Origin of the sequence: Streptomyces sp. NPDC014882 (assembly GCF_043081325.1) — a bacterium.
GTDB lineage: Bacteria > Actinomycetota > Actinomycetes > Streptomycetales > Streptomycetaceae > Streptomyces.
Genome location: NZ_JBIBWL010000003.1, coordinates 51,232 through 77,564 on the forward strand (window position 1 = coordinate 51,232; position 26,333 = coordinate 77,564).

22 protein-coding genes and 1 pseudogene are annotated in these 26,333 nt (G+C 72.8%); 13 read left to right on the forward strand and 10 right to left on the reverse strand.

Features of this window, described 5'->3' with window-relative positions; all coding sequences use genetic code 11:
* Positions 1 to 32 precede the first annotated feature (32 nt).
* Complete coding sequence (locus ACF09K_RS08215; protein ID WP_392241699.1) at positions 33 to 1,091, forward strand: SAM-dependent methyltransferase; 1,059 nt, start codon at positions 33 to 35, stop codon at positions 1,089 to 1,091.
* 57 nt (positions 1,092 to 1,148) lie between these two features.
* On the opposite strand, the gene ACF09K_RS08220 is transcribed toward ACF09K_RS08215, so the two are convergent.
* Positions 1,149 to 2,300 carry an NADH-quinone oxidoreductase subunit D gene (locus ACF09K_RS08220; RefSeq protein ID WP_392241700.1) on the reverse strand — a complete coding sequence of 384 codons (1,152 nt, stop codon included), beginning with the start codon at positions 2,298 to 2,300 and terminating at the stop codon, positions 1,149 to 1,151.
* 31 nt (positions 2,301 to 2,331) lie between these two features.
* Between ACF09K_RS08220 and ACF09K_RS08225 the strand changes: the two genes are divergently transcribed.
* Both ACF09K_RS08225 and ACF09K_RS08230 read left to right on the forward strand, forming a co-directional pair.
* Positions 2,332 to 2,838 carry a PH domain-containing protein gene (locus ACF09K_RS08225; protein WP_392241701.1) on the forward strand — a complete coding sequence of 169 codons (507 nt, stop codon included), beginning with the start codon at positions 2,332 to 2,334 and terminating at the stop codon, positions 2,836 to 2,838.
* Positions 2,835 to 4,169: a PH domain-containing protein gene (locus tag ACF09K_RS08230; protein ID WP_392241702.1), complete on the forward strand. Its 1,335-nt coding sequence runs from the start codon at positions 2,835 to 2,837 to the stop codon at positions 4,167 to 4,169. The genes ACF09K_RS08225 and ACF09K_RS08230 overlap by 4 nt, the downstream gene beginning before the upstream one ends.
* 101 nt (positions 4,170 to 4,270) lie before the next feature.
* Here the strand turns inward: ACF09K_RS08230 and ACF09K_RS08235 are convergent, their stop codons facing one another.
* Together ACF09K_RS08235 and ACF09K_RS08240 are read right to left on the reverse strand one after the other, a co-directional pair.
* Entirely contained in the window at positions 4,271 to 5,758 is a 1,488-nt protein-coding gene (locus ACF09K_RS08235; protein WP_392241703.1) for a hypothetical protein, read from the reverse strand.
* A gap of 122 nt (positions 5,759 to 5,880) precedes the next feature.
* A complete protein-coding gene (locus ACF09K_RS08240; RefSeq protein WP_392241704.1) occupies positions 5,881 to 7,035 on the reverse strand; it encodes an alpha/beta hydrolase in 1,155 nt (384 codons plus the stop codon).
* A gap of 229 nt (positions 7,036 to 7,264) precedes the next feature.
* Between ACF09K_RS08240 and ACF09K_RS08245 the strand changes: the two genes are divergently transcribed.
* The 6 genes and pseudogenes from ACF09K_RS08245 (at position 7,265) to ACF09K_RS08270 (ending at position 12,753) form a co-directional block, all read left to right on the forward strand.
* Positions 7,265 to 9,091, forward strand: coding sequence for a phosphatidylglycerol lysyltransferase domain-containing protein (locus ACF09K_RS08245; protein ID WP_392241705.1), 1,827 nt, complete (start codon positions 7,265 to 7,267; stop codon positions 9,089 to 9,091).
* Positions 9,092 to 9,296: 205 nt separating this feature from the next.
* A pseudogene (gene folP / locus ACF09K_RS08250) lies at positions 9,297 to 10,157 on the forward strand (dihydropteroate synthase); the annotation flags it as partial.
* 236 nt (positions 10,158 to 10,393) lie between these two features.
* Positions 10,394 to 10,942: a nuclear transport factor 2 family protein gene (locus tag ACF09K_RS08255; RefSeq protein WP_392241706.1), complete on the forward strand. Its 549-nt coding sequence runs from the start codon at positions 10,394 to 10,396 to the stop codon at positions 10,940 to 10,942.
* Between the two features lie 264 nt (positions 10,943 to 11,206).
* Positions 11,207 to 11,566 (forward strand): dihydroneopterin aldolase, encoded by a 360-nt coding sequence (gene folB / locus ACF09K_RS08260; RefSeq protein ID WP_392241707.1) that lies wholly within the window; start codon positions 11,207 to 11,209, stop codon positions 11,564 to 11,566.
* Positions 11,563 to 12,174 carry a 2-amino-4-hydroxy-6-hydroxymethyldihydropteridine diphosphokinase gene (folK, locus tag ACF09K_RS08265; protein ID WP_392241708.1) on the forward strand — a complete coding sequence of 204 codons (612 nt, stop codon included), beginning with the start codon at positions 11,563 to 11,565 and terminating at the stop codon, positions 12,172 to 12,174. The genes folB and folK overlap by 4 nt, the downstream gene beginning before the upstream one ends.
* Positions 12,175 to 12,267: 93 nt before the next feature.
* A complete protein-coding gene (locus ACF09K_RS08270; protein ID WP_392241709.1) occupies positions 12,268 to 12,753 on the forward strand; it encodes a DUF3180 domain-containing protein in 486 nt (161 codons plus the stop codon).
* An 86-nt stretch (positions 12,754 to 12,839) separates the two neighbouring features.
* On the opposite strand, the gene folE is transcribed toward ACF09K_RS08270, so the two are convergent.
* From folE to dacB, 6 genes are all read right to left on the reverse strand, one after another.
* Positions 12,840 to 13,445 (reverse strand): GTP cyclohydrolase I FolE, encoded by a 606-nt coding sequence (folE, locus tag ACF09K_RS08275; protein ID WP_392241710.1) that lies wholly within the window; start codon positions 13,443 to 13,445, stop codon positions 12,840 to 12,842.
* Positions 13,446 to 13,588: 143 nt separating this feature from the next.
* Positions 13,589 to 15,628 (reverse strand): ATP-dependent zinc metalloprotease FtsH, encoded by a 2,040-nt coding sequence (gene ftsH, locus ACF09K_RS08280; RefSeq protein ID WP_392241711.1) that lies wholly within the window; start codon positions 15,626 to 15,628, stop codon positions 13,589 to 13,591.
* 183 nt (positions 15,629 to 15,811) lie between these two features.
* Positions 15,812 to 16,372 carry a hypoxanthine phosphoribosyltransferase gene (gene hpt / locus ACF09K_RS08285; RefSeq protein WP_363092831.1) on the reverse strand — a complete coding sequence of 187 codons (561 nt, stop codon included), beginning with the start codon at positions 16,370 to 16,372 and terminating at the stop codon, positions 15,812 to 15,814.
* A gap of 51 nt (positions 16,373 to 16,423) precedes the next feature.
* Positions 16,424 to 17,449, reverse strand: a complete 1,026-nt coding sequence (gene tilS / locus ACF09K_RS08290) for a tRNA lysidine(34) synthetase TilS (RefSeq protein ID WP_392241712.1) — start codon at positions 17,447 to 17,449, stop codon at positions 16,424 to 16,426.
* 235 nt (positions 17,450 to 17,684) lie between these two features.
* Positions 17,685 to 18,776 carry a zinc-dependent metalloprotease gene (locus ACF09K_RS08295; RefSeq protein WP_392242411.1) on the reverse strand — a complete coding sequence of 364 codons (1,092 nt, stop codon included), beginning with the start codon at positions 18,774 to 18,776 and terminating at the stop codon, positions 17,685 to 17,687.
* A 185-nt stretch (positions 18,777 to 18,961) separates the two neighbouring features.
* Positions 18,962 to 20,617 (reverse strand): D-alanyl-D-alanine carboxypeptidase/D-alanyl-D-alanine-endopeptidase, encoded by a 1,656-nt coding sequence (gene dacB / locus ACF09K_RS08300; protein ID WP_392241713.1) that lies wholly within the window; start codon positions 20,615 to 20,617, stop codon positions 18,962 to 18,964.
* 79 nt (positions 20,618 to 20,696) lie between these two features.
* Here dacB and ACF09K_RS08305 point away from each other — a divergent pair, with 79 nt between their 5' ends.
* Positions 20,697 to 21,188, forward strand: a complete 492-nt coding sequence (locus ACF09K_RS08305; RefSeq protein WP_007452023.1) for an inorganic diphosphatase — start codon at positions 20,697 to 20,699, stop codon at positions 21,186 to 21,188.
* Positions 21,189 to 21,395: 207 nt separating this feature from the next.
* Positions 21,396 to 23,057 (forward strand): threonine/serine exporter ThrE family protein, encoded by a 1,662-nt coding sequence (locus ACF09K_RS08310; protein ID WP_392241714.1) that lies wholly within the window; start codon positions 21,396 to 21,398, stop codon positions 23,055 to 23,057.
* A gap of 45 nt (positions 23,058 to 23,102) precedes the next feature.
* Here ACF09K_RS08310 and ACF09K_RS08315 read toward each other — a convergent pair whose 3' ends face one another.
* Complete coding sequence (locus ACF09K_RS08315) at positions 23,103 to 24,143, reverse strand: DedA family protein (protein ID WP_392241715.1); 1,041 nt, start codon at positions 24,141 to 24,143, stop codon at positions 23,103 to 23,105.
* A gap of 139 nt (positions 24,144 to 24,282) precedes the next feature.
* Between ACF09K_RS08315 and ACF09K_RS08320 the strand changes: the two genes are divergently transcribed.
* Both ACF09K_RS08320 and ACF09K_RS08325 read left to right on the forward strand, forming a co-directional pair.
* On the forward strand, positions 24,283 to 24,648 hold the full coding sequence (locus ACF09K_RS08320; RefSeq protein WP_392241716.1) for a YbjQ family protein: 366 nt from the start codon (positions 24,283 to 24,285) through the stop codon (positions 24,646 to 24,648).
* A gap of 231 nt (positions 24,649 to 24,879) precedes the next feature.
* Positions 24,880 to 26,163, forward strand: a complete 1,284-nt coding sequence (locus ACF09K_RS08325) for an ion channel protein (protein ID WP_392241717.1) — start codon at positions 24,880 to 24,882, stop codon at positions 26,161 to 26,163.
* Positions 26,164 to 26,333 lie beyond the last annotated feature (170 nt).

Here is a 26,333-nt window from a genome sequence, read left to right on the forward strand (position 1 = left end):
ACCGTGATCACCTGTACGCCTAGTCTGTTCCGGTGGCGGGAAACGATCCGGGGGCCGGGACGGCGACGGGCGCCGGCGGCTGGCGCGGCTGGCGGGCGGCGGCCGAGGACGCCCTGTACGGGCCGCACGGCTTCTACCTGCGCCCCGAGGGCCCGGCCGGGCACTTCCGCACGTCCGTGCACGCCTCCCCGCTCTTCGCCCTGGCCGCGGCCCGGCTGCTGTGCCGGGTCGACGAGGCCCTCGGCCGGCCCGCGACGCTCGACTTCGTCGACATGGCCGCCGGCCGCGGCGAACTGGTCACGGGCGTGCTCGACGCCCTGCCCGCCGACGTGGCCGCCCGCACGCGCGCGTACGGCGTCGAGGTCGCCGCCCGTCCGGTGGGCCTGGACCCCCGGATCACCTGGCTGCCCGAGCCCCCGCCGCGGGTCACCGGCCTGCTGTTCGCCAACGAGTGGCTGGACAACGTGCCGGTGGAGGTCGCCGAGGTCGACTCCGCGGGCGTACCCCGGCTGGTCCTGGTCCGCGACGACGGGACCGAGCGGCTCGGCGAGCCGGTGTCCGGGGCGGACGCGGAGTGGCTCGCGCGGTGGTGGCCGCTGCCGGCCGAGGAGGGGCTGCGGGCGGAGATCGGGCTGCCCCGGGACCGGGCCTGGGCCGCCGTCGTCTCCCGCGTCGCACGGGGGCTCGCGGTGGCCGTGGACTACGCGCACACGGCGCGGACGCGCCCGGCGTTCGGCACCCTCACCGGCTTCCGGGAGGGCCGCGAGACGGCTCCCGTCCCGGACGGCACGTGCGACATCACGGCACATGTGGCACTGGACGCGTGTGCGCAGGCGTGCACCCCGGCGCACGCGCCCGAACGCCCGCTCCTCCTCAGCCAGCGCGCCGCCCTGCGCGCCCTCGGAGTGACGGGCGACCGTCCGGCGCTCACGCTCGCCTCCACGGATCCCGCCGCGTACGTGCGGGCCCTCGCCGGCGCCGGGGAGGCTGCCGAGCTCACCGCGCGGGGCGGGCTCGGGGACTTCGGATGGCTTCTCCGGCCGGTGGGCGTCCCCCCTCCGCTCGGCCCGCGCGTCCCGGACCCCGGGTGAGCCGCGCGCCTGCTCGTCGAGACGCCTGCCCGCCGATGCGCCTACTCGTCGAGGCGCCTACTTGTCGATGTCCCCGACGACGAAGAACAGCGACCCCAGGATCGCCACCATGTCCGCGACCAGCGTGCCCGGCAGCAGCTCGGCGAGCGCCTGGATGTTGTTGTAGGAGGCCGACCGCAGCTTCAGCCGGTACGGCGTCTTCTCGCCCTTGCTGACGAGGTAGTAGCCGTTGATGCCGAGGGGGTTCTCGGTCCACGCGTACGTGTGCCCCTCGGGCGCCTTGAGGACCTTCGGGAGCCGTTGGTTGACCGGGCCGGGCGGCAGGTCCCCGAGGCGGTCCAGGCAGGCGTCCGCCAGGTCGAGCGCGTTGTGCGTCTGCTCCAGGAGGCACTCGAAGCGGGCGAGGCAGTCGCCCTCGGTGCGGCCCACCACCTTCAGGGTGTCCTGGAGGTCGCCGTACGCGAGGTAGGGCTCGTCGCGGCGCAGGTCGAAGTCGACGCCGGACGCGCGCGCGATCGGTCCGCTCACGCCGTACGCGTGCACGGCCTGCGGCGTCAGCACGCCCACCCCGCGCGTACGGCCCCGGAAGATCTCGTTGCCGAGCACGAGGTCGTCGTACACGTCCATGCGCGAGCGCACGGCGGCGACGGCGGCGCGCGCGCGGGACGCCCAGCCGGCCGGAAGGTCCTCCTTGAGGCCGCCGACGCGGTTGAACATGTAGTGCATGCGTCCGCCGGACACCTCCTCCATGACGTTCTGGAGCACCTCGCGCTCGCGGAAGGCGTGGAAGACCGGCGTGATCCCGCCCAGCTCCAGCGGGTACGACCCCAGGAACATCAGGTGGTTGAGCACCCGGTTCAGCTCCGCGAGCAGGGTCCGCGTCCACACCGCGCGCGGGGGCACCTCCATGCCGAGCATCCGCTCCACGGCGAGCACCACGCCCAGCTCGTTCGAGAACGCCGACAGCCAGTCGTGGCGGTTGGCCAGCATGATGATCTGGCGGTAGTCGCGGGCCTCGAACAGCTTCTCCGCGCCGCGGTGCATGTAGCCGATCACCGGCTCGGCCCGCTGGATGCGCTCGCCGTCCAGCACCAGCCTGAGCCTGAGCACGCCGTGCGTGGAGGGGTGCTGGGGGCCGATGTTGAGCACCATGTCGGTGCTCTCCGCGGCACCGCCGATCCCGACCGTGGTCTCCGTCGTAGGAGTCATGGACCCAGTCTCCCCTACGTACGCTGGCCGCATGGAGACGGGGAGCACGGCGGACGCCGGGACGACGACGGAGGCCGAGCCGCGGTGGACCGGGCTGCCGCCGGGCCTGCTGCGCATGCGGAGGCTGCTGCTGGTGCTGTGGCTGGGGCCGGCCACCGTGGCCGTCGGAGTGCTGCTCGGCCTGTTCGCCGGTCCGGCGTGGGCCGCGTTCGCGCTGCTGCCCCTGGCGGGGGCCGTCTGGGGCTGGGCCGGGCTCAGCCGCAACTGGCGCTCCTGGCGGTACGCCGAGCGGGCGGACGACCTGCTGATCAGCCGGGGCGTGCTCTGGCGCGAGGAGACGGTCGTGCCGTACGGGCGGATGCAGCTCGTCGAGGTGACCTCCGGTCCCGTCGAGCGGTACTTCGGGCTGGCCGGCGTGCAGTTGCACACGGCCGCCGCGGCGACCGACGCGACGATCCCGGGGCTGGACCCGGCCGAGGCCGAACGGCTGCGGGACCGGCTGACCGCGCTCGGCGAGGCCAGATCGGCGGGGCTGTGACGGCGCCGGGCGTCGAGGGGGTCGTACGGCCGCGGCGGGCCGTCGTCGAGCGGCGGCTGCACCCCGTGACGCCGTTCCGGCGGGCGTGGGCGCCCGTCGCCGTGGTCGTCGGGTGGGCGGCGCACGATCCGAACCAGACGCAGGAGCAGCTGACCCGGCTGACCACCACGACCCTGCTCGTCGCGCTCGCGGTGGTCGTGCCGACGGCCTCGCTCTACGGGTTCCTGTCCTGGTGGTTCACGCACTACTCGGTGACGGACAGCGAACTGCGCATCCGCACCGGCCTGTTGTTCCGGCGCACCGCGCACATCCGGCTCGAACGCCTCCAGGCGGTCGACGTCACCCGGCCGCTGCTCGCGCGGATCGCGGGCGTCGCGAAGCTCCGGCTCGACGTCGTGGGCGCCGACAAGAAGGACGAACTGGCCTTCCTCGGCGAGTCGGAGGCGCGCGCCCTGCGCGCGGAGCTGCTCGCGCGCGCGGCGGGCTTCGCGCCCGAGACGGCGCACGAGGTGGGCGAGGCGCCCGCGCGCGAACTGCTGCGCGTGCCACCGCGCGAACTGGCGGTCGCGCTGACGCTGACGGGCGCCACCTGGGGTGCGCTCGTCGCCGCGCTCGTCGTGCCCCCGGTCCTGTGGCTGACCACCCACAGCGTGTGGACGGTCCTCGCCACCGGTGTGCCGCTGCTGGGCGCGGCGGGCGCGAGGAGCGCCGGGCGGTTCGTCGGCGAGTACGACTGGACGGTCGGCGAGTCGCCGGACGGGCTGCGGATCGACCACGGCCTCCTCGACCGCGCGCACGAGACGGTGCCGCCCGGCCGCGTGCAGACGGTACGCATCGTCGAACCGCTGCTGTGGCGGCGGCGCGACTGGGTGCGGGTGGAGCTGGACGTGGCCGGTTCGGCCAACTCCGTGCTGGTGCCGGTCGCCCCGCGCGCGGTGGCCGAGGCCGTCGTCGCGCGCGTGCTGCCCGGCGTGCGGGTGCCCGCGACGGGCGCCCTGTCCCGGCCGCCGCGCCGGGCCGGCCGGTGCGTCCCGCTGTGGTGGCGGGGCTACGGCGTCACGGTCACGGACACGGTGTTCGTCGCCCGGCACGGGCTGCTGCGCCGCAGCGTGGCGCTCGTGCCGCACGCCAAGGTGCAGAGCGTGCGGCTGTCCCAGGGGCCCTGGAAGCGGCTGTGGCGGCTCGCCGACGTCCACGTGGACACGGGGGCGGACAAGACGGTGACGGCGCGGCTGCGGGACGCGCGGGAGGCGGCGGAGCTGCTGCGCGGTCAGGCGGACCGGTCCCGGACCGGGCGCCGCGACGCGCGGTCCGACCGGTGGACGGCGTGACCACCGGACACGCCGCGGCCCGCCGCGCCCGAACGGGCGTGGCGGGCCGGTGGACGTGACGGGCCGGGGCGGGCCGTGACCGGTCGGGGCGGGCCGGGCGTTCAGGAGGCGGCGCTGCGCAGTCCCTGGAGGTCGATCTGCTCGGTCTCGTCGTGCTCGGTGAGGTCGATGACCTGACCGACGGCGCGCGCGTGCTGGTCGGCCGGCTTGAACTCCGCCTCCGCCTCGGCCTTGTGCAGCGCGAGCGCCTCCTGGCCGACGACGTCGGCGAGGTCCTCGTTCTGCACGGCCTCCAGCGCGGCGGACACCGGCTCCCTCTGCGCACCGAAGAAGTCGAAACCGCCCTCGGCCGCGGGACGCCGCACCGGCTGCGCGGCCGGTACGACGGCGACGGCGGTCGGGACCGTGAAGTGGCCGGAGGGGCGCGGCGCGGAGGCGGCGGCGCGCGGAACGAGCGCGCCGGTGCCGGCGGAGGCGGCCCTCACGGGCGCTTGCGGGGCCCCGGCGGCCCCGGTCGGCCCGGTCCCCTCGTTCGTCGCGGTCGCCTCGTTCGTCGCGGTCGCCTCGTTCGTCCCGGTCGCCTCGGTGGGCGTGGCGTCCCCGGTCCTCGTCCGTGCGGCGGGCTCCTGCGGGGCGGCTTCCCGCGAGGCGGCCTCCGTTCCCTCCGGGGTGCCGTTCGCCTCGGCGGTCGAGTGGGCGGCGGTCGCGCGCGCGTGCTCGTCGACCGCCTCGGGCTTCCCCTCGGCCTCGTCCTCCCGCGCGGCCTCCGCGTCGCCGCCGGACTCGGCGGGAGCGGCGGCCGGGGCGGGTCCGGCCCCGGCGGGCCCGTCGTCGGTGGCCGCGCTCCTCACCGGCTCCGGCCCCTCGGCGCCGAAGCGGTCCAGCGCCGCCTGTGCCCGCAGGAACAGCCGGGACCCGGACGGGGAGAAGACCGCGGGGGCCTGCGGCTCGTCCTCGACGGAGCCGGCGTCCGCGCGCGCGGTCCCGGACGCCTCGGACGCCTCGGTCTCCGCGGCCTTCGCGGCCTTCGCGGCGTCGTCCTCGGCGGCCCCGGGCGTCTCGACGGCGGCCTCGCGCGCCTTTGCCGTGTCGTCCTGCGCGGCCCGCGCGGGCGGCAGCGCCAGCGACGGGACGGATCCCTCTATCTCGAGCAGGCGGCGGCCCTCCAGGGCGCTCGCCCGCTCGGTCTCCGCGGTGGCGTAACGGCGCAGCAAGGACGCGTGCTCGTTGCGCAGGCCCGCCAGTTCGGCGCGCTTGGCCCGCAGCCGCTGCTCCAGTTTGACGCGCAGCTCGCGCGACTCCTCGAGGTCGCTCTCCAGTTCGGCGACCCGCTCCTCGTGGCGCCACTCGTCGCCGGCACGCGCGCGCGTGAGGTCGGCCACCTGCTTGCCGGCCTGGATGTCCCAGCGGCGCATGACGAACGCGCTCGCGACCGCCGTCGCCGCCGCGGCAGCGGCCAGACCTCGGAGCACCAGCGGCTCCGTGAACACCCAGGGGCCGAGCGCGCAGACGAGGGACACCCCTGCGATCGCCGAGGGAGGCAGCAGCCGGTGCAAAGGTGGGGAATGGCGGTGACGTCCACGTGGCATGGCCAGAAACTTACCGCGCGTAGGGGATTGTTGGCGCCCCGCCCCGTAAAAACACGGCCATAGCGAAGTCTTCACGGGACATCAGGAAACCGGCCGCTCGTCGAATTCCCCGGGAATCAAGATCATTTTTGGTCGACCGGGTGGTCCGCCGACGTCACCGGCCGCTCGGCGCCGCCCAGCCTCCCACTGATCCACTCGAGGGTCGGCGGGATCTCGCGCCGCCAGGTGTTGAAGTTGTGCCCGCCGCTTTCGAGGATGATCGACGAGATCCTCGTCCTGTGCGTGGCCTTCGCCAGTTCGATGAACTCCAGCGTGGCCTTGTAGTTGGATTCCCCCACCTTGCTGCTGGTGACGAGCAGCGAGGTCGCGGGAGCGGGCCGGTTTTTCAGGAACCACCGCAGATCGGCCTCGTCGCGCCGCGTCGCGTCGCCGTGGAAGAGGTCACCGGTCGTCGGGTCGCTCGGCGCCTTGTAGTACGCCGACAGGCCCGCGCCCGCCCCGTAGACCTCGGGGTGGTGCATCGCCAGTTTCAGCGCGCAGTAGCCGCCCGTGGAATCCCCTATGACGCCCCAGCCGCCCGGCCCCCTGTTCACCCGGTAGTGGGACGCCACGGCGGCGGGCAGGTCCTCGGCGAAGAAGGACTCGGTCTGCGGCCCCCCGGGGACGTCCACGCACTCCGTGTCCCGCGGCGGCGCCACCGTCGGCCGCATCATCACCAGGATCATCGGCTGCATACGGCCGTCCTCGGCGAGCCCGCGCGCGGTGCGCGGATAGTCCAGCTTGTCCACGAGCGCCTCCGCCGTGCCCGGGTAGCCCGTGAGGACGACGGCCGCCGGGAACGTGCGCCCGCGGTGAGCCGGGTCGAAGTACTCCGGCGGCAGGTACACGAAGGCGGGCGAGGCGAGGCGCGTCGTACGGCCGTCGACGACGACCTTCTGGATCCGGCCGCCGAACTCCGGCCGCCCGCCGCCGCCCTCCACGCGCCGGGTGTCGACCACCCGCAGCGGCCCACCGCCCGCGTGGTCGACGACGACGCCCTGCTCGGTCTCCTGGCCGAACAGGTCCGCCCAGCTGGCGTAGAACCCGAAGGCCCGGTTCGCGGCCAGCCCCACGGACGCGAAGAGGGCCAGCTGGGTGGCCAGCAGCAGGGCGACGCGCGCGCCGACGGCCCGCCGGCCCGGTCCGGCCAGACGCGGCCACTTCCACACGGTGCCGACGAACAGCAGTACGGCGGACAGGACCGCCAGCAGCAGCACGGTCGTACTCGTGAGACCCATCGGTGTTCCTGCCTGCGCTCTCCGTCCGGGTTCCCGTGGCCCCCGCTCCCCGCGAGGGCTTGTCCCGGACTTTCCCTGGCCTTTCCGGCGGCTTTGAAGAGATGAGTGAACCTCTCCCCCCGAGACATCGTCCTAGAGGGCGCAATGTCGCCGGATGCCCGATCGGCACCGGATTTCAAGGTCTCTCGCGGAACTACGGGATGCGATGTCTGTCAGGGAAGATGGGGAAATGTCGATCGGGGTTCCGAATCGATCAAGCCGGGTGCGGCAGCTGGTCAGGGGGCCTCGCCCCGAGGCCGTGCCCGTCCTCATCGGACGGGCCTGCGCCCTGGTGGGCCTGCTGGACGTGGCCGCCGGGGTCTTCCCGCGGTTCCGCCACAGCCGCATGCACACCATGGCCGAGGTGCTGCCCGGCGCGTTCGGTCCGTTCGCCGCGGCGCTGTCGCTGAGCGCCGGCGTCCTGCTGCTGCTCCTCGCGCACGGCCTCAAGCGCAGCAAGCGGCGGGCGTGGCGCGCGGCGGTCGCCCTCCTCCCCGCGGGCGCCGTCGCCCAGTTCACCTACCGGCACTCGCTCGTCGGCGTGCTGATCTCCGTCGCCCTCCTGGTGCCGCTGCTGCGCCACCGGAACCAGTTCGCGGCCCTGCCCGACCCGCGCAGCCGCTGGCGCGCACTGGCCAACTTCGTCCTCATGGGCGCCGGTTCCCTCGGCCTGGGCCTCGTCATCGTCAGCGCCCACCCGCGGCGCATGGTCGGCGACCCGAGCCTCGCCGACCGCATCACCCACGTCCTGTACGGCCTCTTCGGCTTCGAGGGCCCGGTCGACTACCAGGGCAACACCTCCTGGACGGTCGCCTTCTCCCTCGGGGCCCTCGGCCTGCTCACCGCCATCACCACCGTCTACCTCGCCTTCCGCCCGGAGCATCCGGCCGCGCGCCTCACCGAGGAGGACGAGGTCCGGCTGCGCGCCCTGCTGGCCAGGCACGGCCGCCGGGACTCGCTCGGCCACTTCGCGCTGCGCCGCGACAAGGCCGTCGTCTTCTCGCCCAGCGGCAAGGCGGCCGTGACCTACCGCGTCGTCTCCGGCGTGATGCTCGCCAGCGGCGACCCCATCGGCGACGTCGAGGCCTGGCCCGGCGCCATCGAGCGCTTCATGGACGAGGCCAGGGCCCACTCCTGGACGCCCGCCGTCATGGGCTGCTCGGAGACCGGCGGCGAGGTGTGGACCCGCGAGACCGGACTGGACGCCCTGGAACTGGGCGACGAGGCGGTGGTGGACGTCGCGGATTTCTCGCTGGCCGGCCGCGCGATGCGCAACGTGCGCCAGATGGTCAAGCGCATCGAACGCGCCGGTTACGAGACCCGGGTCCGACGTGTCCGTGACCTCGGCGAAGGCGAACTGGAGCGGATCCGGCGCGCCGCCGAGGACTGGCGCGGCACCGACACCGAACGCGGCTTCTCCATGGCACTCGGCCGCATCGGCGATCCCACCGACGGGGACTGCCTGATCGCCACCGCCCACAAGGCCGACGTCGAACCGGGTCCCTACGGCGACCTCAAGGCGATCCTGCACTTCGTCCCCTGGGGCCCGGACGGCGCCTCCCTGGACCTGATGCGGCGCGACCGCTCGGCCGACCCGGGCATGAACGAACTCCTGATCGTCGCCGCCCTCCAGGCCGCCCCCAAGTTCGACATCGCGCGCGTGTCGCTCAACTTCGCGATGTTCCGCTCGGCGCTGGCCCGCGGCGAGAAGATCGGCGCCGGCCCGGTGCTGCGCGCCTGGCGCGGACTGCTGGTCTTCCTCTCCCGCTGGTTCCAGATCGAGTCCCTGTACAAGTTCAACGCCAAGTTCCAGCCCCGCTGGGAACCCCGGTTCGTCGTCTACCGCGCCTCCGCCGACCTGCCCCGCATCGGCTTCGCCGCCATGCAGGCGGAGGGCTTCGTCACCCTCGCCCTGCCCCTGCCGCGCTTCCTGCGCGGCCGTACGTCCGCGGCACGCGCGTGTGCCCACAGGGTGGCCGAGCGCGCGGTGGCCGACAGGGACGTACGGGCCGCGTAGCCGGGCCTCCGGCGACGGGAACGGACCGGAGCGGAGAGGACCGGAGCGGAGAGGACCGGAGCGGAGGGGGCCGGAGCCCCGCGGAGACCGGCCCGGGCGGCGGCCCCGCCCCCCTCGGCCGAGGGGCCGCCCGGGCCACCCGGGCCACCCGGGCCACCCGGGCCACCCGGCAGGCCGGTCCCCCCACTGGGCCTACGCTGAACGTATGAGCAAGCAGAGCGGACGAGGGCGCGTCGCCGGCCTTCCGGACTGGGACCGCTGCGCGGTCATGGGGGTCGTCAACGTGACCCCCGACTCCTTCTCGGACGGCGGCCGCTGGTTCGACACGACGGCCGCCGTCAAACACGGGCTCGCGCTGGTCGCCGAGGGGGCCGACCTGGTCGATGTGGGCGGCGAGTCCACTCGTCCGGGCGCCACCCGCGTCGACGAGGCCGAGGAACTCCGGCGTGTCGTCCCCGTCGTCCGCGGCCTCGCCTCCGAGGGCGTCGTCGTCTCCGTCGACACCATGCGCGCCTCCGTCGCCGCCCGGGCCCTCGCCGCGGGCGCCGCCCTCGTCAACGACGTCAGCGGCGGCCTCGCCGACCCCGAGATGATCCCGGTCGTCGCCGACGCCGGCGCCCCCTTCGTCGTCATGCACTGGCGCGGCTTCCTCGAGGGCGGCAACGTCAAGGGCGTCTACGACGACGTCGTGCGCGAAGTCGTCGAGGAACTGCGCGAGCGCGTGGACGCCGTCCTGGCGGGCGGCATCGCCCCCGACCGGGTGGTCGTCGACCCGGGACTCGGCTTCTCCAAGGAGGCCGGCCACGACCTCTCCCTGCTCGCCCGCCTCGACCTGCTGCACGGCCTGGGCCACCCCCTGCTCGTCGCCGCCTCCCGCAAGCGGTTCCTCGGCCGGGTGCTGGCGGGGCCGGAGGGCGCGCCCCCACCCGCGCGGGAGCGGGACGCCGCCACGGCCGCCGTCTCCGCGCTCGCGGCGCAGGCCGGCGCATGGGCGGTGCGCGTGCACGAGGTGCGCGCGACGGCGGACGCGGTGCGCGTCGCGCGCGCCGTGGAAGGAGCACGCGAGGACCGTCACGCGCCGGACGCGGCCGCACCGGACGCGGTCGCACCGGCCCGGACGTCTTCCGCCACGGCCGCACCGGCCGCGCACGCACCCGCCACGCACCCGCCCGTGACGCCGGCACCCGGCGCGGGCGGGACAGCAGGGGCACGCGAAACGCCCGATGCGCCCGTCCATCAGGACACGCGCCCCCCACGCACCTCGCACACCCCGTATCCCCCGCACGGCGCAGAAGGAGCCCGGTGAGCGCCCCCCACACGGACGTCGAGCAGGTCGAGGCCGCCAACACCGCCTTCTACGAAGCGCTCGAACGGGGCGACTTCGACGAGGTGTCCTCGCTCTGGCTCACGCCCGCCGACCTGGGCGTCGACGAGGAGTTCCACGACCCGGCGGACGCGGGCGTGATCTCCTGCGTGCATCCGGGATGGCCGGTGCTCACCGGGCGCGGCGAGGTACTGCGGTCGTACGCGCTGATCATGGCGAACACCGACTACATCCAGTTCTTCCTCACCGACGTGCACGTGTCCGTGACCGGCGACACGGCCCTGGTGACCTGCACCGAGAACATCCTCAGCGGCGGTCCCGCCCCGGAGGCCGGCGAGGAACTGGGGCCTCTCGTGGGCCAGCTGGTGGTCGCCACGAACGTGTTCCGCCGCACCCCCGACGGCTGGAAGCTCTGGTCGCACCACGCGTCCCCGGTCATGGCCGAGAACTCCACGGACGACGAGAACGGCGAGAACGGTGAGAACGGCGAGAACGGCGAGGACCGGGACGAGGAGAACCCCTCCTGAGCGGGTAGGAGGCAGGGGCACCGGGCGGGCCGCCTGACCCGGGGCGTGGCGGGGATCACGGACGCGGGGGCGAGAACGGCCGCCGGCCCGTGAGCCACCGGGTTCCCCAGGGGGAAACACCCGGTGAATCCTCCCGTCCCCGGCCCGGCCGGCGCCCCCGCGACCCGGCCGGGCCGGTGCTCGCGGGTAGATTCGTCCGAGGCCGGTGTGCCGTCCGCACACGGTAGGGACCGGCCGTTCCCGACGACTGCAGGAGTGATTCGCGTGGATCGTGTCGCGCTGCGCGGCCTCAAGGCCCGCGGGTACCACGGTGTGTTCCCCCGGGAGCGCGAGGAGGGCCAGACCTTCCTCGTGGACCTCGTCCTGGGGCTGGACACCCGACCGGCCGCGGCCGACGACGACTTGACGAAGACCGTGCACTACGGCGTCGTGGCGGAGGAGGTCGTGGCCGTCGTCCAGGGCGATCCGGTCGATCTCGTCGAGACGCTCGCCGAGCGCATCGCCGAGACCTGTCTGAAGCACGAAGTGGTCCAGGAGGTCGAGGTCTGCGTCCACAAGCCCGACGCGCCGATCACCGTCCCCTTCGACGACGTGACCGTCACCATCACCCGGAGCCGAGTATGACCGCGTTCTTCACCGGGGGTCAGAGCGACCCGACCGTACAGCCGGTGCCCGCCTCCGTCGTCGAGCAGGTCGACGCCGCCGACACCACGCTCCACAACCCCGAGCGGGCCGTGATCTCCCTCGGCTCCAACCTGGGCAACCGTCTGGAGACCCTCCAGGGCGCCATCGACGCGCTGGAGGACACCCCCGGCGTGCGCGTCAAGGCGGTCTCCCCGGTGTACGAGACGCAACCGTGGGGCGTGGAGCCGGGCAGCCAGCCCTCGTACTTCAACGCGATCGTCGTCCTGAAGACCACCCTGCCCCCGTCGTCCCTCCTGGAGCGGGCGCACGCGGTCGAGGAGGCCTTCCACCGCGTCCGGGACGAGCGCTGGGGCGCGCGCACCCTGGACGTCGACATCGTCGCGTACGGCGACGTCGTCTCCGACGACCCGTCGCTGACCCTGCCCCACCCGCGCGCCCACGAACGCGCCTTCGTGCTCGCCCCGTGGCACGACGTGGAGCCGGGCGCCCAGGTGCCCGGGCGGGGTGCGGTCGCCGAACTGCTCGACACCGTCACCCGCGAGGGGGTCGCCGCCCGCGGGGACCTGGAACTCCGGCTGCCCGAGTAGTCGTTAAGGTCGAGAGGACGTGGTCGTCGAGATCAGGACGACGACCGTCCCACGGTCACCGGCCGTGGGACCCGGGGGAATCGAAGGGACACCGTGAGAGAGCTGCGCATCAGGACGCTGGCCGGCGTCTTCGTCGTCGCGGGCGTTCTGTCGTGGGCCGGCGCCCGCCTCTGGAACTCGGTCGGGACCCTGCCGAGCGTTCCGCTGGCCGCCCCCGTCGTCCTCGCCGTGATCGCCGTGGTGCTGCTGGCCACGGCGCTCTCGATCCGCGCCCGTCTCAAGGCACAGCGCGAGCGCCGTCCCGAGGCCAAGGGCGTCGATCCCCTGATGGCGGCCCGCGCGGTCGTCTTCGGCCAGGCCAGCGCGCTGGTCGCCGCCCTCGTCGCCGGGATGTACGGCGGCACCGGCGTCTTCCTGCTGGAATCCCTCGACATCCCCGCCCGCCGCGACCAGGCGATCTATGCCGGGTTCTCGGTCCTGGCCGGCATCGGTGTCATAGCGGCGGCCATCTTCCTGGAGCGCGTCTGCAAGCTCCCCGAGGACGACGACGACACCTCGGGAGCGGCCCCGGCGGCGTGAAGGCCGCATGAGAGCGGCGTGGGGGCGCCGCCGACCGCCTCACCCCGGTCTCGCCCCGTCCCGCCGCAGCCGCCGTGGTGACGGTCTCAGCGCGCCATGATCAGGCTCATCGCCTCGTTGCGCGTCGCCGCGTCCCGCAGCTGTCCGCGCACCGCCGACGTGAGGGTCTTGGCACCGGGCTTGCGGATCCCGCGCATGGACATGCACATGTGCTCGCACTCCACGACGACGATGACTCCGCGCGGCTCCAGGATGTCCATCAGGGAGTCCGCGATCTGCGTGGTGAGACGTTCCTGCACCTGGGGGCGCCGGGCGTAGACGTCCACCAGGCGGGCCAGCTTCGACAGGCCGGTGATCTTCCCGCTGGTGGCCGGGATGTACCCGACGTGGGCGACGCCGCGGAACGGCACCAGATGGTGCTCACAGGTGCTGTAGACCTCAATGTCCTTCACGAGCACCATCTCGTCGTGCCCCAGGTCGAACGTCGTCGTCAGCACGTCCTCGGGCTGCTGCCACAGACCCGCGAAGATCTCCCGGTAGGCGCGGGCCACCCGCGCGGGCGTCTCCCGCAGACCCTCCCGGTCAGGGTTCTCGCCGACCGCGATCAGCAGCTCGCGTACGGCGTTCTCGGCCCGCTTCTCGTCGAACTCGCCGACGGGGCCCTCGCCGTCCAGCGTCACGGGGTCGGTCATCCTGGTGCCTCGTTCCTGTACGGGTCGCGTGCGTTTGACGCGTGACGGGTGCGGCCGCAACCGAAATGCCGCGCCCCCCAGGCTAGAACCTGGGGGGCGCGGCATGCATTCCGGGCCTGGTGGGAGCACCGGGACCCGGAGCGTCAGCTCTCCGGACGCTCCTCGGGGGCCGGCTCGGCCATCGGGGAGGGGTCCACCGCCGAGGACTTGGCGGTGCTGATCGCGGGCGTCGCGCCGTTGGCCCCGTTGGTCAGCGCCAGCTCCCGGGGGGAGAGCACCGGCGGACGGGTGGACGGCGTGCGCCGCGAGGAGCCGGTCCACGCGGGCCGTGCCGGGCGCTTGACGATGGCGGAGAAGATCTCGGCGATCTCCTCCTTGTTCAGCGTCTCCTTCTCCAGCAGCCGCAGCACCAGGTTGTCGAGGACGTCGCGGTTCTCGACCAGGATCTCCCAGGCCTCGTTGTGCGCGTTCTCGATGAGCTTCTTGACCTCTTCGTCGACCAGCGCGGCGACCTCTTCCGAGTAGTCGCGCTGGTGGGCCATCTCACGGCCGAGGAACGGCTCGGTGTTGTCGCCGCCGAACTTGATGGCGCCGAGACGCTCGGTCATGCCGTACTGGGTGACCATCGCGCGGGCCGTGGCGGTGGCCTTCTCGATGTCGTTCGCGGCACCGGTGGTCGGGTCGTGGAAGACCAGTTCCTCGGCGGCGCGACCGCCCAGCATGTAGGCGAGCTGGTCGAGCATCTCGTTGCGGGTGGTCGAGTACTTGTCCTCGTCCGGGAGCACCATCGTGTAGCCGAGCGCGCGGCCGCGGGACAGGATGGTGATCTTGTGCACCGGGTCGGAGTTGGGAGAGGCCGCCGCGACCAGGGCGTGGCCGCCCTCGTGGTACGCGGTGATCTTCTTCTCCTTGTCCGACATGATCCGGGTCCGCTTCTGCGGGCCCGCGACCACACGGTCGATCGCCTCGTCCAGCATCTGGTTGTCGATCAGCTTCTTGTCCGAACGGGCCGTGAGCAGCGCGGCCTCGTTCAGCACGTTGGAGAGATCGGCACCCGTGAAGCCGGGGGTGCGGCGGGCGACGGCGGACAGGTCGACGTCGGACGCGACCGGCTTGCCCTTCTGGTGGACCTTGAGGATCTCCAGACGGCCCTGCATATCCGGGCGGTCGACCGCGATCTGACGGTCGAAGCGGCCGGGACGCAGCAGCGCCGGGTCGAGGATGTCGGGCCGGTTCGTGGCGGCGATGAGGATCACGCCGCCCTTCACGTCGAAGCCGTCCATCTCGACGAGCAGCTGGTTCAGCGTCTGCTCGCGCTCGTCGTGACCGCCGCCGAGGCCGGCGCCGCGGTGGCGGCCGACCGCGTCGATCTCGTCGACGAAGACGATCGCCGGGGCGTTCGCCTTGGCCTGCTCGAACAGGTCACGCACGCGGGAGGCACCGACACCGACGAACATCTCGACGAAGTCGGACCCGGAGATCGAGTAGAAGGGGACGCCCGCCTCGCCGGCGACAGCGCGCGCGAGCAGGGTCTTGCCGGTGCCGGGAGGCCCGTACAGGAGCACGCCCTTGGGAATCTTGGCGCCGACGGCCTGGAACTTCGCCGGTTCCTGGAGGAACTCCTTGATCTCGTGGAGCTCCTCGACGGCCTCGTCCGAGCCGGCGACGTCCGCGAACGTCGTCTTCGGCGTGTCCTTGGTGATGAGCTTCGCCTTGGACTTGCCGAAGTTCATGACCCGGGAGCCGCCGCCCTGCATCTGATTCATCAGGAACAGGAAGACGACGACGATGAGGACGAAGGGGAGCAGGGACAGCAGGATCCCGACGAAGGCGTTCTGCTTCGTCGGAGAGACCGTGTAGCCGTCCGGAATCTGCTTGTCCTGGTACTTGGTCTGCAGCGTATTGGCGATGGTCACGCCCTGATCGCCGATGTAGCTCGCCTGGATCTTCGAGCTGCCCTCGACCTTTGTACCGTCCTTGAGCGTGACCTTGATGGTCTGCTCGTCACCGGTGGTGAGTTTGGCCGACTCGACCTTGTTGTCGTTGATCGCTGCAATGACCTGGCCGGTGTCCACCGTCTTGTGACCGCCGGACGAGCCGACGACCTGCATCAACACGACCACGGCAAGGACGGCCAGCACGATCCACATGACCGGCCCACGGAAGTATCGCTTCACGTCCATCCATACGGAGCGGTGCCGCCCCGTCCCTCCTGCCATAGTGAGTTTGATAAGACAGTTCTTCTGACGGTACCCCAGCATTGTCGTGCGAAGCCGCACGGGAAGTCTGACGAACCCGTCTGCATGCTCCAACGGCGCGGAACCCGCTGGGGTTCCCGATCGTCCTACACAGGACGCTCTTGTGGCTCAGCCGCCGTAGACGTGGGGCGCGAGCGTGCCGACGAACGGCAGGTTGCGGTACTTCTCGGCGTAGTCGAGCCCGTACCCCACGACGAACTCGTTGGGGATGTCGAATCCGACCCACTCCACGTCGATCGCGACCTTCGCCGCCTCCGGCTTGCGCAGCAGCGTGCACACCTTGAGGGAGGCGGGCTCGCGCGAGCCGAGGTTGGAGAGCAGCCAGGACAGGGTCAGTCCGGAGTCGATGATGTCCTCGACGATCAGGACGTGCTTGCCCTTGATGTCGGTGTCGAGGTCCTTGAGGATCCGCACCACACCGGAGGACTGGGTGCCCGCACCGTAGGAGGACACGGCCATCCAGTCCATGGTGACGGGAGTGGACAGCGCCCGCGCGAGGTCGGCCATGACCATCACCGCGCCCTTGAGGACGCCGACGATGAGCAGGTCCTTGCCCGCGTACTCCGTGTCGATCTTCGCCGCCAGCTCCGCCAGCTTGGCGTCGATCTCTTCCTTGGTGATGAGCACCGTCTTGAGGTCGGCACCCATGTCTTTCGCGTCCACCCGCATCACTTTCGGTCGTCCCACCGGCCGCCGTCCCTCCGGATGGAGGGTCGGGATTCAGCCTTGCCGAATCACCAGTCTGCCACCCTGCCGCTGGGCGACGACTTTGCCGGGGAGGTTGATGACCCCCTGGCCGCGCCAGCCGGTGATCAGCCGGTCGATCTCCTCGATGTGCCGGGCGAAGAGCGAGCCGGCCGGGGCGCCCGCCTCGATGGCGGCACGGCGCAGGATGCGGCGGCGGACTGCGGGCGGCAGGGCGTAGAGCTTGGCGCACTCCAGCAGACCGGCGTTGTCCCGGACGGCGGCCTCGGCCTGGCCGGCCCAGGCGTCGAGGGCGTCGGCGTCGTCGCGGGAGAGCTGGGCCGTCCGGGCGAGGGCCTCGACGACGCCCTTGCCGAGGGCCTTCTCCAGGGCGGGCAGGCCCTCGTGGCGGAGCCGGGAGCGGGTGTAGGCCGGGTCGGTGTTGTGCGGGTCGTCCCAGACGGGGAGGGACTGGGCCATGCAGGCCTTGCGGGCGGTCTGCCGGTCGAGCTGGAGGAAGGGCCGGCGGTAACGGCCGCCGGCCCCCGAGACCGCGGCCATTCCAGAGAGGGAGCGGATGCCCGAGCCGCGGGCGAGGCCGAGGAGGACGGTCTCGGCCTGGTCGTCGCGGGTGTGGCCGAGGAGGACCGCGGCGGCGCCGTGGCGGTCCGCGGCCTCGTCGAGGGCGGCGTAACGGGCGTCGCGGGCGGCGGCCTCGGGGCCGCCCTCACGGCCGACGGTGACGGCGGTGGCCTCCACCGGGTCGAGGCCGAGTCCGCGCAGGCGCAGCACGACCTCGGCGGCGCGCAGGTCGGAGCCGGCCTGGAGGCCGTGGTCGACGGTGACGCCGCCGGCGCGGACACCGAGCTTGGGAGCCTCGAAGGCGAGGGCCGAGGCGAGCGCCATGGAGTCGGCGCCGCCGGAGCAGGCCACGAGCACGAGCGGCGAGGGCGGACGCTCCTGCGCCGGGGCGTCAGGGGTGCTGTGGTGGTCGGTGAGGATGTCGTGGAGGACGCGGCGGACCGCCAGGCGTATCGCCGCGACCGCAGGATGGGGACCCATGTCCGGCTCCCTTCATGAAATTTTCGGGGATTGACCCCGAGGCCTGTCACGCAGAGTGTGTAGATGGTGACAGAACCGGGGCGTTCCCCGAGCATTGCACGCCTGAGAGGGACTCACGGTCCCTCGGACGGGTGATTGCGGAGGCGTTCTCCTGCCGTCGGCCGATTTCGGTCCCGCTCACCGCCCGCCCGCCGTCGCGCCCGTCAGCGGTTCAGCGGTTCAGCGGTTCAGCGGTTCAGGACTCCGCCTTGCGGTGCACGCGGGCGACCCAGTCCGCCGGTTTCGCGATCTCGGCCTTGGTGGGGAGGGTGTTCGGCGAGGTCCACACACGGTTGAAGCCGTCCATGCCGACCTGGTCGACGACGGCCCGCACGAAACGCTCACCGTCCTTGTACTGCCTGAGCTTGGCGTCCAGGCCGAGCAGTTTGCGCAGGGCCATGTCCAGCCGCGAGGCGCCCTTGGCGCGACGCTGCTGGAACTTCTCGCGGATCTCGGCGACGGTCGGCACGACCTCCGGGCCCACCCCGTCCATCACGAAGTCGGCGTGGCCCTCCAGGAGGGACATCACGGCGGTGAGCCGGGCGAGGATCTCCCGCTGGGCGGGGCTCTGGACCAGTTCGACCAGGGAACGGCCGCCGTCGTCCTCCTCCCCCTCGGGGCGTCCGCCGACGAGGGACTGGGCCGCTTCCCTGATCCGCTCCAGGAACGTCATGGGGTCGACGTCCGTCTCCGCCAGGAACGACTGGATCTCACCCTCCAGGTGGTCGCGGAGCCAGGGCACCGCGGAGAACTGTGTGCGGTGCGTCTCCTCGTGCAGGCACACCCAGAGGCGGAAGTCGTGGGGGCTCACGTCGAGTTCGCGTTCGACGTGGACGATGTTGGGCGCGACGAGGAGCAGCCGCCCGCCGCCGTCGGCACCGGCGGGCAGTTCGCGGGTGGCGGGGGCGAAGGTCTCGTACTGGCCGAGGACGCGGGAGGACAGGAACGACAGCAGCATGCCGAGTTCGACGCCCGTGACCTTGCCGCCGACCGCGCCGAGGACCGCGTTGCCGCTGCGGCGTCCCTCCATCTTGTCGAGGAGGGGCTTGAGGAGTTCCCGGAAGCCGGCCACGTTCGCCCGGATCCAGCCGGGACGGTCGACGACCAGGACGGGGGTGTCGTGCATCTCCTCGGTGTCCAGGCGGGTGAAGCCCCGGACGTGTCCTTCCGAGGTCTTGGCGTGCCGGCGCAGTTCCGCGACGACGGCGCGGGCCTCGTCGCGGCTCACCTCCGGGCCCGGCCGTACGAGGCGGGTCGCGGTCGCGACCGCGAGGTTCCAGTCGACCATCCCGGAAGAGGCACCACCGATGCTCGTCATGCGTCAACCGTACGTGAGGGGTGCCGTCGCGGGCAGGGCGTGGGGCGGGAGTGGGGGATGCCTCAGGGTCGGAGCGGGGGCGGCGTCCGGGTCGGCCCGGCCCTCGGCCGGGGGCGGGGCGGGCGCGCGACCGGACGCCGGACGGGCCGCCGGCCTCAGTCGCAGCCGCAGGCCGCCAGGGCCGTGACGGCTCGGTCCAGGGCCGTCTGGGCCGCGGTCGGATCGGTGGTGTCCGCGGCGAGGACCGCGAAGGCCAGGAGGTGGCCGTCGCGGTCGACGACCGTGCCGGCGAGGGTGTTGACGCCGGTCAGGGTGCCGGTCTTGGCGCGGACGACACCCGCCGCGCCGGCCGCGCCGTCCGTGTAGCGGGCGCTGAGGGTGCCGGTGAAGCCGGCGACGGGCAGGCCGGTGAGGACGGGACGGAGGCCGGGGCGGGCGGGGTCGCCGGCCTTGACGAGGAGCGCGGTCAGGAGGTTCGCCGTCAGGCGGTCGTTCCGGTCGAGGCCGCTGCCGTCCCTGAAGTCGGCGCCGTCCAGCGGCAGTCCGAGCCGTCCCAGCTGGGTGCGGATCGCCTTGCCGGCGCCGGCGAAGTCGGCGCGCACGCCGGTCGCGAGGGCGGTCTGGCGGGCGAGCGCCTCGGCGATGTCGTTGTCGCTGTTGGTGAGCATCCGCTCGACGAGCGCGGCGAGCGGGGGCGAGGCGACCGTGGCGAGCGTCTCCGCGCGCGCGGAGGCCTTCGACGGTCCGGGCGCGGACGTCTTGATCCCGTGCGCCTCCAGGAAGTCCGCGAACTTCCTCGTCGCGTCCGCCGCCGGGTCGGGCACGCGGGGCGCCGGTCCGCTCGTCGAACCGTCCGCGCGGCCCTCGTCGGCGGTCAGGGCGGTGACCCTGGCCAGGTTCGGGTTGACTCCGATCGGGTGAACTTCGGTGCCTGCGTACAGCGTGGTGTCGTACGACAGCGTCGCCCGGGTGATGCCGCGCTTCTTCAGGGCCGTGGCCGTGGAGGCCGCGAGGGTGCGCAGGCCGGCCCAACCCCCGGGGTTCTCGCGGGCGGTGAGGGTGGGGTCGCCGCCGCCGACGAGGACGACCTCCCCGGTGCCGGGTTCCAGGGCGGTGCGGGTGGTGAGGCGGTGGTCGGCGCCCAGCGCGGCGAGCGCGGCGACCGCGGTGGCGATCTTCGTGGTGGAGGCCGGGGTGAGCGCGTCGTCGGCCGCGCTGCCGTAGAGCCGCTTGCCGGTGGTCACGTCGACGACGGCGGCCGTGCGGCGGGTGCCGAGGGCCGGGTCGGCGAGGAGGGGACCGAGGACGCGCGTGAGGGCGGCGGAGCCCGGCGCCGACTTCACGGTGGTCGTGGTGGTGCCGAGGCCGGTCAGGACGGACGCGGCGCTGGGCGCGGGCCGCGGCGCCCCGGCCGCCGTACCGGACGTACCGGACGCTTCGGTCCCTCGGCCGTGATCTGCGCCACCCGTCCGCCCCAGTGCGGCGGCCCGGTCCCGCTCGGCCGTACGCTGACCGGAGGAGTCCCAGGGGCCGGCGGCGGTCGCCACGCCGACGGCCAGGGCCAGTCCGGCGGTCGCCGCACCCGCGGTGTACTGCCAGGCCCGGCCGGGTCTCGGCCTCGTGATCCGCGCGAGCTGCGGTTTCGCCGCCCGCCCGAGCCGTGCGACCCGCGGCCCGGCGGCCGCCGCCGCGCGCGCGAGACGTGGCCGTACGACCCCTGCGACCCGCGCCAGACGCGGTCTCACGGCGTCCGCGGCCCGCACCACGTGCGGTCTCGCGGCCCGCCAAGGCCTCAGCTCGGGCACGATCACCAGCCCCTTTCGCGATCACACACCTGCGTGAGGGACACTTAACCACCAGAACTATGTGCTGATCATGGAGGAGCCACCGGTGGAGTTCGACGTCACGATCGAGATTCCGAAGGGTTCGCGGAACAAGTACGAGGTGGACCACGAGACCGGTCGGATCCGCCTGGACCGTCGACTCTTCACCTCGACCGCCTACCCGACCGACTACGGCTTCGTCGAGAACACTCTCGGCGAGGACGGTGACCCGCTGGACGCGCTGGTCATCCTGGACGAGCCGACCTTCCCGGGTTGCCTCATCCGCTGCCGTGCGATCGGCATGTTCCGCATGACCGACGAGGCCGGCGGCGACGACAAGCTGCTGTGCGTCCCGTCGACCGACCCGCGCGTGGAGCACCTGCGGGACATCCACCACGTGTCGGAGTTCGACCGGCTGGAGATCCAGCACTTCTTCGAGGTCTACAAGGACCTGGAGCCCGGCAAGTCCGTCGAGGGCGCCGACTGGGTGGGCCGCACCGACGCCGAGGCCGAGATCGAGCGGTCGTACAAGCGCTTCAAGGACCAGGGCGGTCACTGAGCCGTTCGGCCCCCGGGGGCCGTGGAGGGCCGCACGCACGCGTGCGGCCCTTCGGCGTGCCGGACGCGGATGTCGGCAAGTCCGTGTCCCTGGGCATACGTCAGTACGCGCACCTCGGTACGCATACCTCGGGCACGTACGTCGAGGCGCGTACTCCGGTGCGCATACTGAGGTCTACGGAATGTGTCGTTCAGGGAGCGTTGCCCAGTGACGGAGGCGGAGGACCGCAAGCCGCAGTCGGACGAGGCGAAGGGCACGTTCGATCCGGAGATCACCTCCGAGTTCGCGATCCCGCGGGGGCTGGCCGTCCCCAGGGGCGGGGGCGAGTCGGAGACCACGTCGGAGTTCGCCGTCCCGGTCGGCCTGGACGTCGCGCAGTCCGCCGGCGGCGAGTCCGGGGGGTCGGCGTTCAGTCCGCCGAGGACGTACAGCTCGCGGCAGGCCCCGCCCGCCTTCACGCCCGCCGAGGGCTTTCCCGTGGTCAGTCTGACCAAGGACGTGCCCTGGCAGGACCGGATGCGGACGATGCTGCGCATGCCGGTGGCCGAGCGGCCCGCGCCGGAGCCGCCGCCCAAGGCGGAGGAGGGCGGCCCGGCCGTCCCGCGCGTGCTCGACCTGACGCTGCGCATCGGCGAGCTGCTGCTGGCGGGCGGTGAGGGCGCCGAGGACGTGGAGGCCGCGATGTTCGCGGTCTGCCGCTCCTACGGGCTCGACCGCTGCGAGCCGAACGTCACCTTCACCCTGCTGTCGATCTCGTACCAGCCCTCCCTGGTCGAGGACCCGGTGACGGCCTCGCGGACCGTGCGGCGCCGGGGCACCGACTACACCCGGCTGGCGGCGGTCTTCCACCTCGTCGACGACCTCAGCGACCCCGAGACGCACATCTCCCTGGAGGAGGCGTACCGGCGGCTCGCCGAGATGCGGCGCAACCGGCACCCCTATCCGACCTGGGTGCTGACCTCGGCGAGCGGACTGCTGGCCGGCGCGGCCTCGGTGCTCGTCGGCGGCGACCTGGTCGTGTTCATGGCGGCGGCGATCGGCGCGATGCTCGGCGACCGGCTGGCGTGGCTGTGCGCCGGGCGCGGGCTTCCGGAGTTCTACCAGTTCCTGGTGGCCGCGATGCCGCCCGCCGCGATAGGCATCGCGCTGACGCTCGGACACGTCGACGTGAAGGCGTCCGCCGTCATCACCGGCGGGCTGTTCGCGCTGCTGCCCGGACGGGCCCTCGTGGCGGGCGTCCAGGACGGTCTGACGGGCTTCTACATCACCGCCGCCGCGCGTCTGCTGGAGGTCATGTACTTCTTCGTCGGCATCGTCGTCGGCGTGCTGGTCATGCTCTACCTCGGTGTGCAGCTGGGCGCCCATCTCAATCCCGACGCCTCCCTGGGCATCACCAAGCGGCCGCTGTGGCAGATCGGCGCGTCGATGCTGCTGTCGCTGACCTTCGCGGTGCTGCTCCAGCAGGAGCGGTCCACCGTGCTGGCCGTGACGCTGAACGGGGGCGTCGCCTGGTCGGTGTACGGCGCGATGCGCTATGCCGGTGACATCTCACCGGTGGCCTCCACCGCCGTCGCGGCGGGGGTGGTCGGGCTGTTCGGGCAGCTGCTGTCGCGGTACCGGTTCGCGTCCGCGCTGCCCTACACGACCGCGGCGATCGGCCCCCTGCTGCCCGGTTCGGCCACGTACTTCGGGCTGCTGGCCATCGCGCAGAACGAGGTGGACGCGGGACTGGTCTCCCTGACCAAGGCGGCCGCGCTGGCGATGGCCATCGCCATCGGCGTGAACCTGGGGTCGGAGATCTCGCGGTTGTTCCTGCGGATCGGGTCCGCGGAGAAACGGCGGGCCGCCAAGCGGACACGGGGATTCTGACGCCGGGATCGGCCTCGCCGGATCTCCCGTGCCCGCGGTCGCGTCTCAGTAGCCCTGGTTGTGCGGGTACTGGCCGTTCTGCTGTTGCGGCTGCTGGGGCTGCTGGGGCTGGGACTGCCAGTCCTGCTGGGGGTACTGCTGCTGCGGGTACTGCTGTTGCTGGGGGTACTGCTGCTGGGGGTACTGCTGGCCGTAGTAGTCGGGCTGGTACTCGCCCTGGTACTGGTTCTGCCCCTGGTTGCCGCCCTGGTACTGGTGGCTGTCCTGGTACTGGTCGCTGCCCTGGTACTGGTCGCTGCCCTGGTACTGGTCGCTGCCCTGGTACTGGTCGCTGCCCTGGCCGCCGGCCTGGTCGCCGTACGCGTCGTGGCCCTCGACGCGGCGGAGCCGGGTGGTGGCGTCGTCCATGGCGGGGGCCGGGACCGGGGTCTGCCGGGCGGAGGGCTCGGCCTGCGGGGGGTTCTTCCTGGACTGGGAGCGGGCGCGCAGGAACTCGATGATGATCGGGACCACCGAGAGAAGGACGATCAGAAGCAGGATCGGCTCGATGTTCTTCTTGACGAAGTCGATGTTGCCCAGCCAGGAGCCGAGCAGGGTCACGCCCGCGCCCCACAGGACGCCGCCGATGACGTTGAAGACCAGGAAGGAGCGGTACCGCATGCCGCTGACGCCGGCGATGATCGGCGTGAACGTGCGCACGATGGGCACGAAGCGGGCCAGGACCAGGGACTTGGGACCGTACTTCTCGAAGAACTCGTGCGCCTTGGTGACGTTCTCCTGCTTGAAGAGGCGGGAGTTCGGGCGGGTGAAGAGGGACGGTCCCACCTTCTTGCCGAACATGTAGCCCGCCTGGTCGCCCAGGATCGCCGCCACGCAGATCAGGGCGATGGCCGCCCACAGCGGGAAGTCCAGCTGGCCCGACGTGATCAGCAGACCCGCGGTGAACAGCAGCGAGTCACCCGGCAGGAAGAAGCCGATGAGCAGGCCCGACTCCGCGAAGACGATGAGCAGCAGGCCCCAGATGCCGAAGCTGTCCAGCAGGTAATCGGGATCCAGCCAGCTCGGTCCGAGGGCAAGGGTCGTCACGGTTCCGGGCTCCTGACGGGGGTGAGGGAATTCAGCGTCCTTCTACGGCCGCACAAAGCTATCAACGTCATGTGTGCGCCCCAGGTTCCATGGGGGTCCCCAGGATGCACTGTGAGCCCGCCCGGGCAAACCTGTGAGCATGGGCATCGAAGATTACGGCGGCGGCCAGGGGCCCCGGCCGGACGTACTGGTCGTCACCACCAACGACGTACCCGGACACCGGGTCGAGCAGGTCATCGGCGAGGTCTTCGGGCTGACGGTGCGCTCGCGGCACCTCGGCAGCCAGATCGGCGCCGGGCTGAAGTCGATGATCGGCGGCGAGCTGAAGGGCCTCACCAAGACGCTCGTGGAGACCCGCAACCAGGCCATGGACCGGCTCGTGGAGCAGGCACGCGCGCGTGGCGCCAACGCCGTGCTCGCCTTCCGCTTCGACGTCGCGGAGGCGGCCGACGTGGGCACCGAGGTGTGCGCGTACGGGACGGCGGTGGTCGTGGCCCGGGAGTGACCGCGGCCGGGACCCCGTGCGGGCGTGTGCCGGGCCGCGTCGGCGGTGGCCGCCTCCCCGAGGCGCTCGGCGAGAGCCGGGCGGCCGGCAGGCCGAGCCGGCGGCGCGGGCGTACGCGCGGGTCCGTCCTCCACCCTGGGCCCTCACGCGACGAGAGGTGCGGGTCCGCCCCCTCCCCTCCCATGGCACCGTCACCGAGCGATGCCCTTTTTGTCCACTTATCGTGAGCTCGTGGCTCAGGACACCGCGTGGCAGGCGCCCCCCTCTCCGGCGAGACCCGCGCGCGCGTTGCTGCCCTCGGTCCTGCCCGCCCTGATCGTCGGCGTGCTGGCGGGCCTGCTCCTGCTGCTGGTGAGCGAGCTGGCCGGACGGTTGCAGGACGTGCTGTGGGAGAACCTGCCGGACGCCCTCGGGGTGGGCCGGTACTCGGTGCCGTGGATGCTGGTCGTGCTCACCGCCACCGGCGTCGCGGTCGGCCTGGTGGTGTGGAAGGTGCCTGGGCACGCGGGCCCCGATCCGGCGACCACCGGCCTGGACGCCCCCGTGCTGCCGCCCGTGGTGCTGCCGGGGCTGCTGCTGGCGACCATGCTGATGCTGGCGGGCGGGCCGAGCCTGGGCCCGGAGAACCCGGTGATCGCGGTGAACGTGGGGCTGGCGTACTGGCTGGGCCGTCGGCTGCTGCCGCGGGCGCCGGGCCGGGTGTGGCCGGTGCTGGCGGAGGCCGCGACGATCGGGGCGCTGTTCGGCACGCCGGTCGCGGCGGCACTGCTGATCTCCGAGGCGCTGGCCGGGCGGCAGGCCGAGGGGCCCCTGTGGGACAACGTCTTCGCGCCGCTCGTCGCGGCCGCGGCCGGCGCGATGACGACGACCCTGCTGGACCGTCCGAGCTTCGACCTCGACCTGCCGGCGTTCGGGCAGCCCGACTGGGACGATCTGCTGTCGGCGATGGTGATCGCCTCCGTGGGCGCGCTGCTCGGCATGGCCGCCGTGCGCGGCCTCCCGTACGTCCACGGCGCGTTCGCACGACTGCGGCACCCCATGCTGGCGCTGCCGGCCGGCGGGATCGTGCTGGGGCTGCTGGCGGCCCTGGGCGGTTCCGTGACGCTCTTCAAGGGGCTGGACGAGATCAGTGAACTGGCCCACGATCCCGAGGGCTGGACGGCCGGGGAGTTCGCCACGATGACGGTGGTGAAGCTGGCCGCGCTGCTCGTCGCCACGTCCTGCGGCTTCCGCGGCGGACGGATCTTCCCGGCGGTGTTCGTGGGCGTCGCCCTCGGGCTGACCGCTCACGCCCTCGTGCCCGCCGTGCATCCCGCGGTGGGGGTCGCGACGGGCGTGCTCGGGGTGCTCCTCGCCCTCACCCGGCAGGGCTGGGTGAGCCTGTTCGTCGCCGCCGTCCTGGTCTCCTCCCCCTCGATCATCGCGCTGCTGTGCATCGCCTCGCTGCCGGCCTGGCTGCTGGTGACCGGCCGACCGCAGATGCAGCTGCGGGAGGACGGGACGGCGATCCGGTGAACCGATCGGGCCCTTCGATCCGATGAACGAGCGGGGAGGACGCCGGCGCCGGTCCCGCACCCCGACCACCGACCACCGACCACCAACCACCGACCGCTGACCCCCGAGCCCCGAGCCCCGAGCCCCGAGCCCCGAGCCCCGAGCCCCGAGCCCCGAGCCCCGAGCCCCGA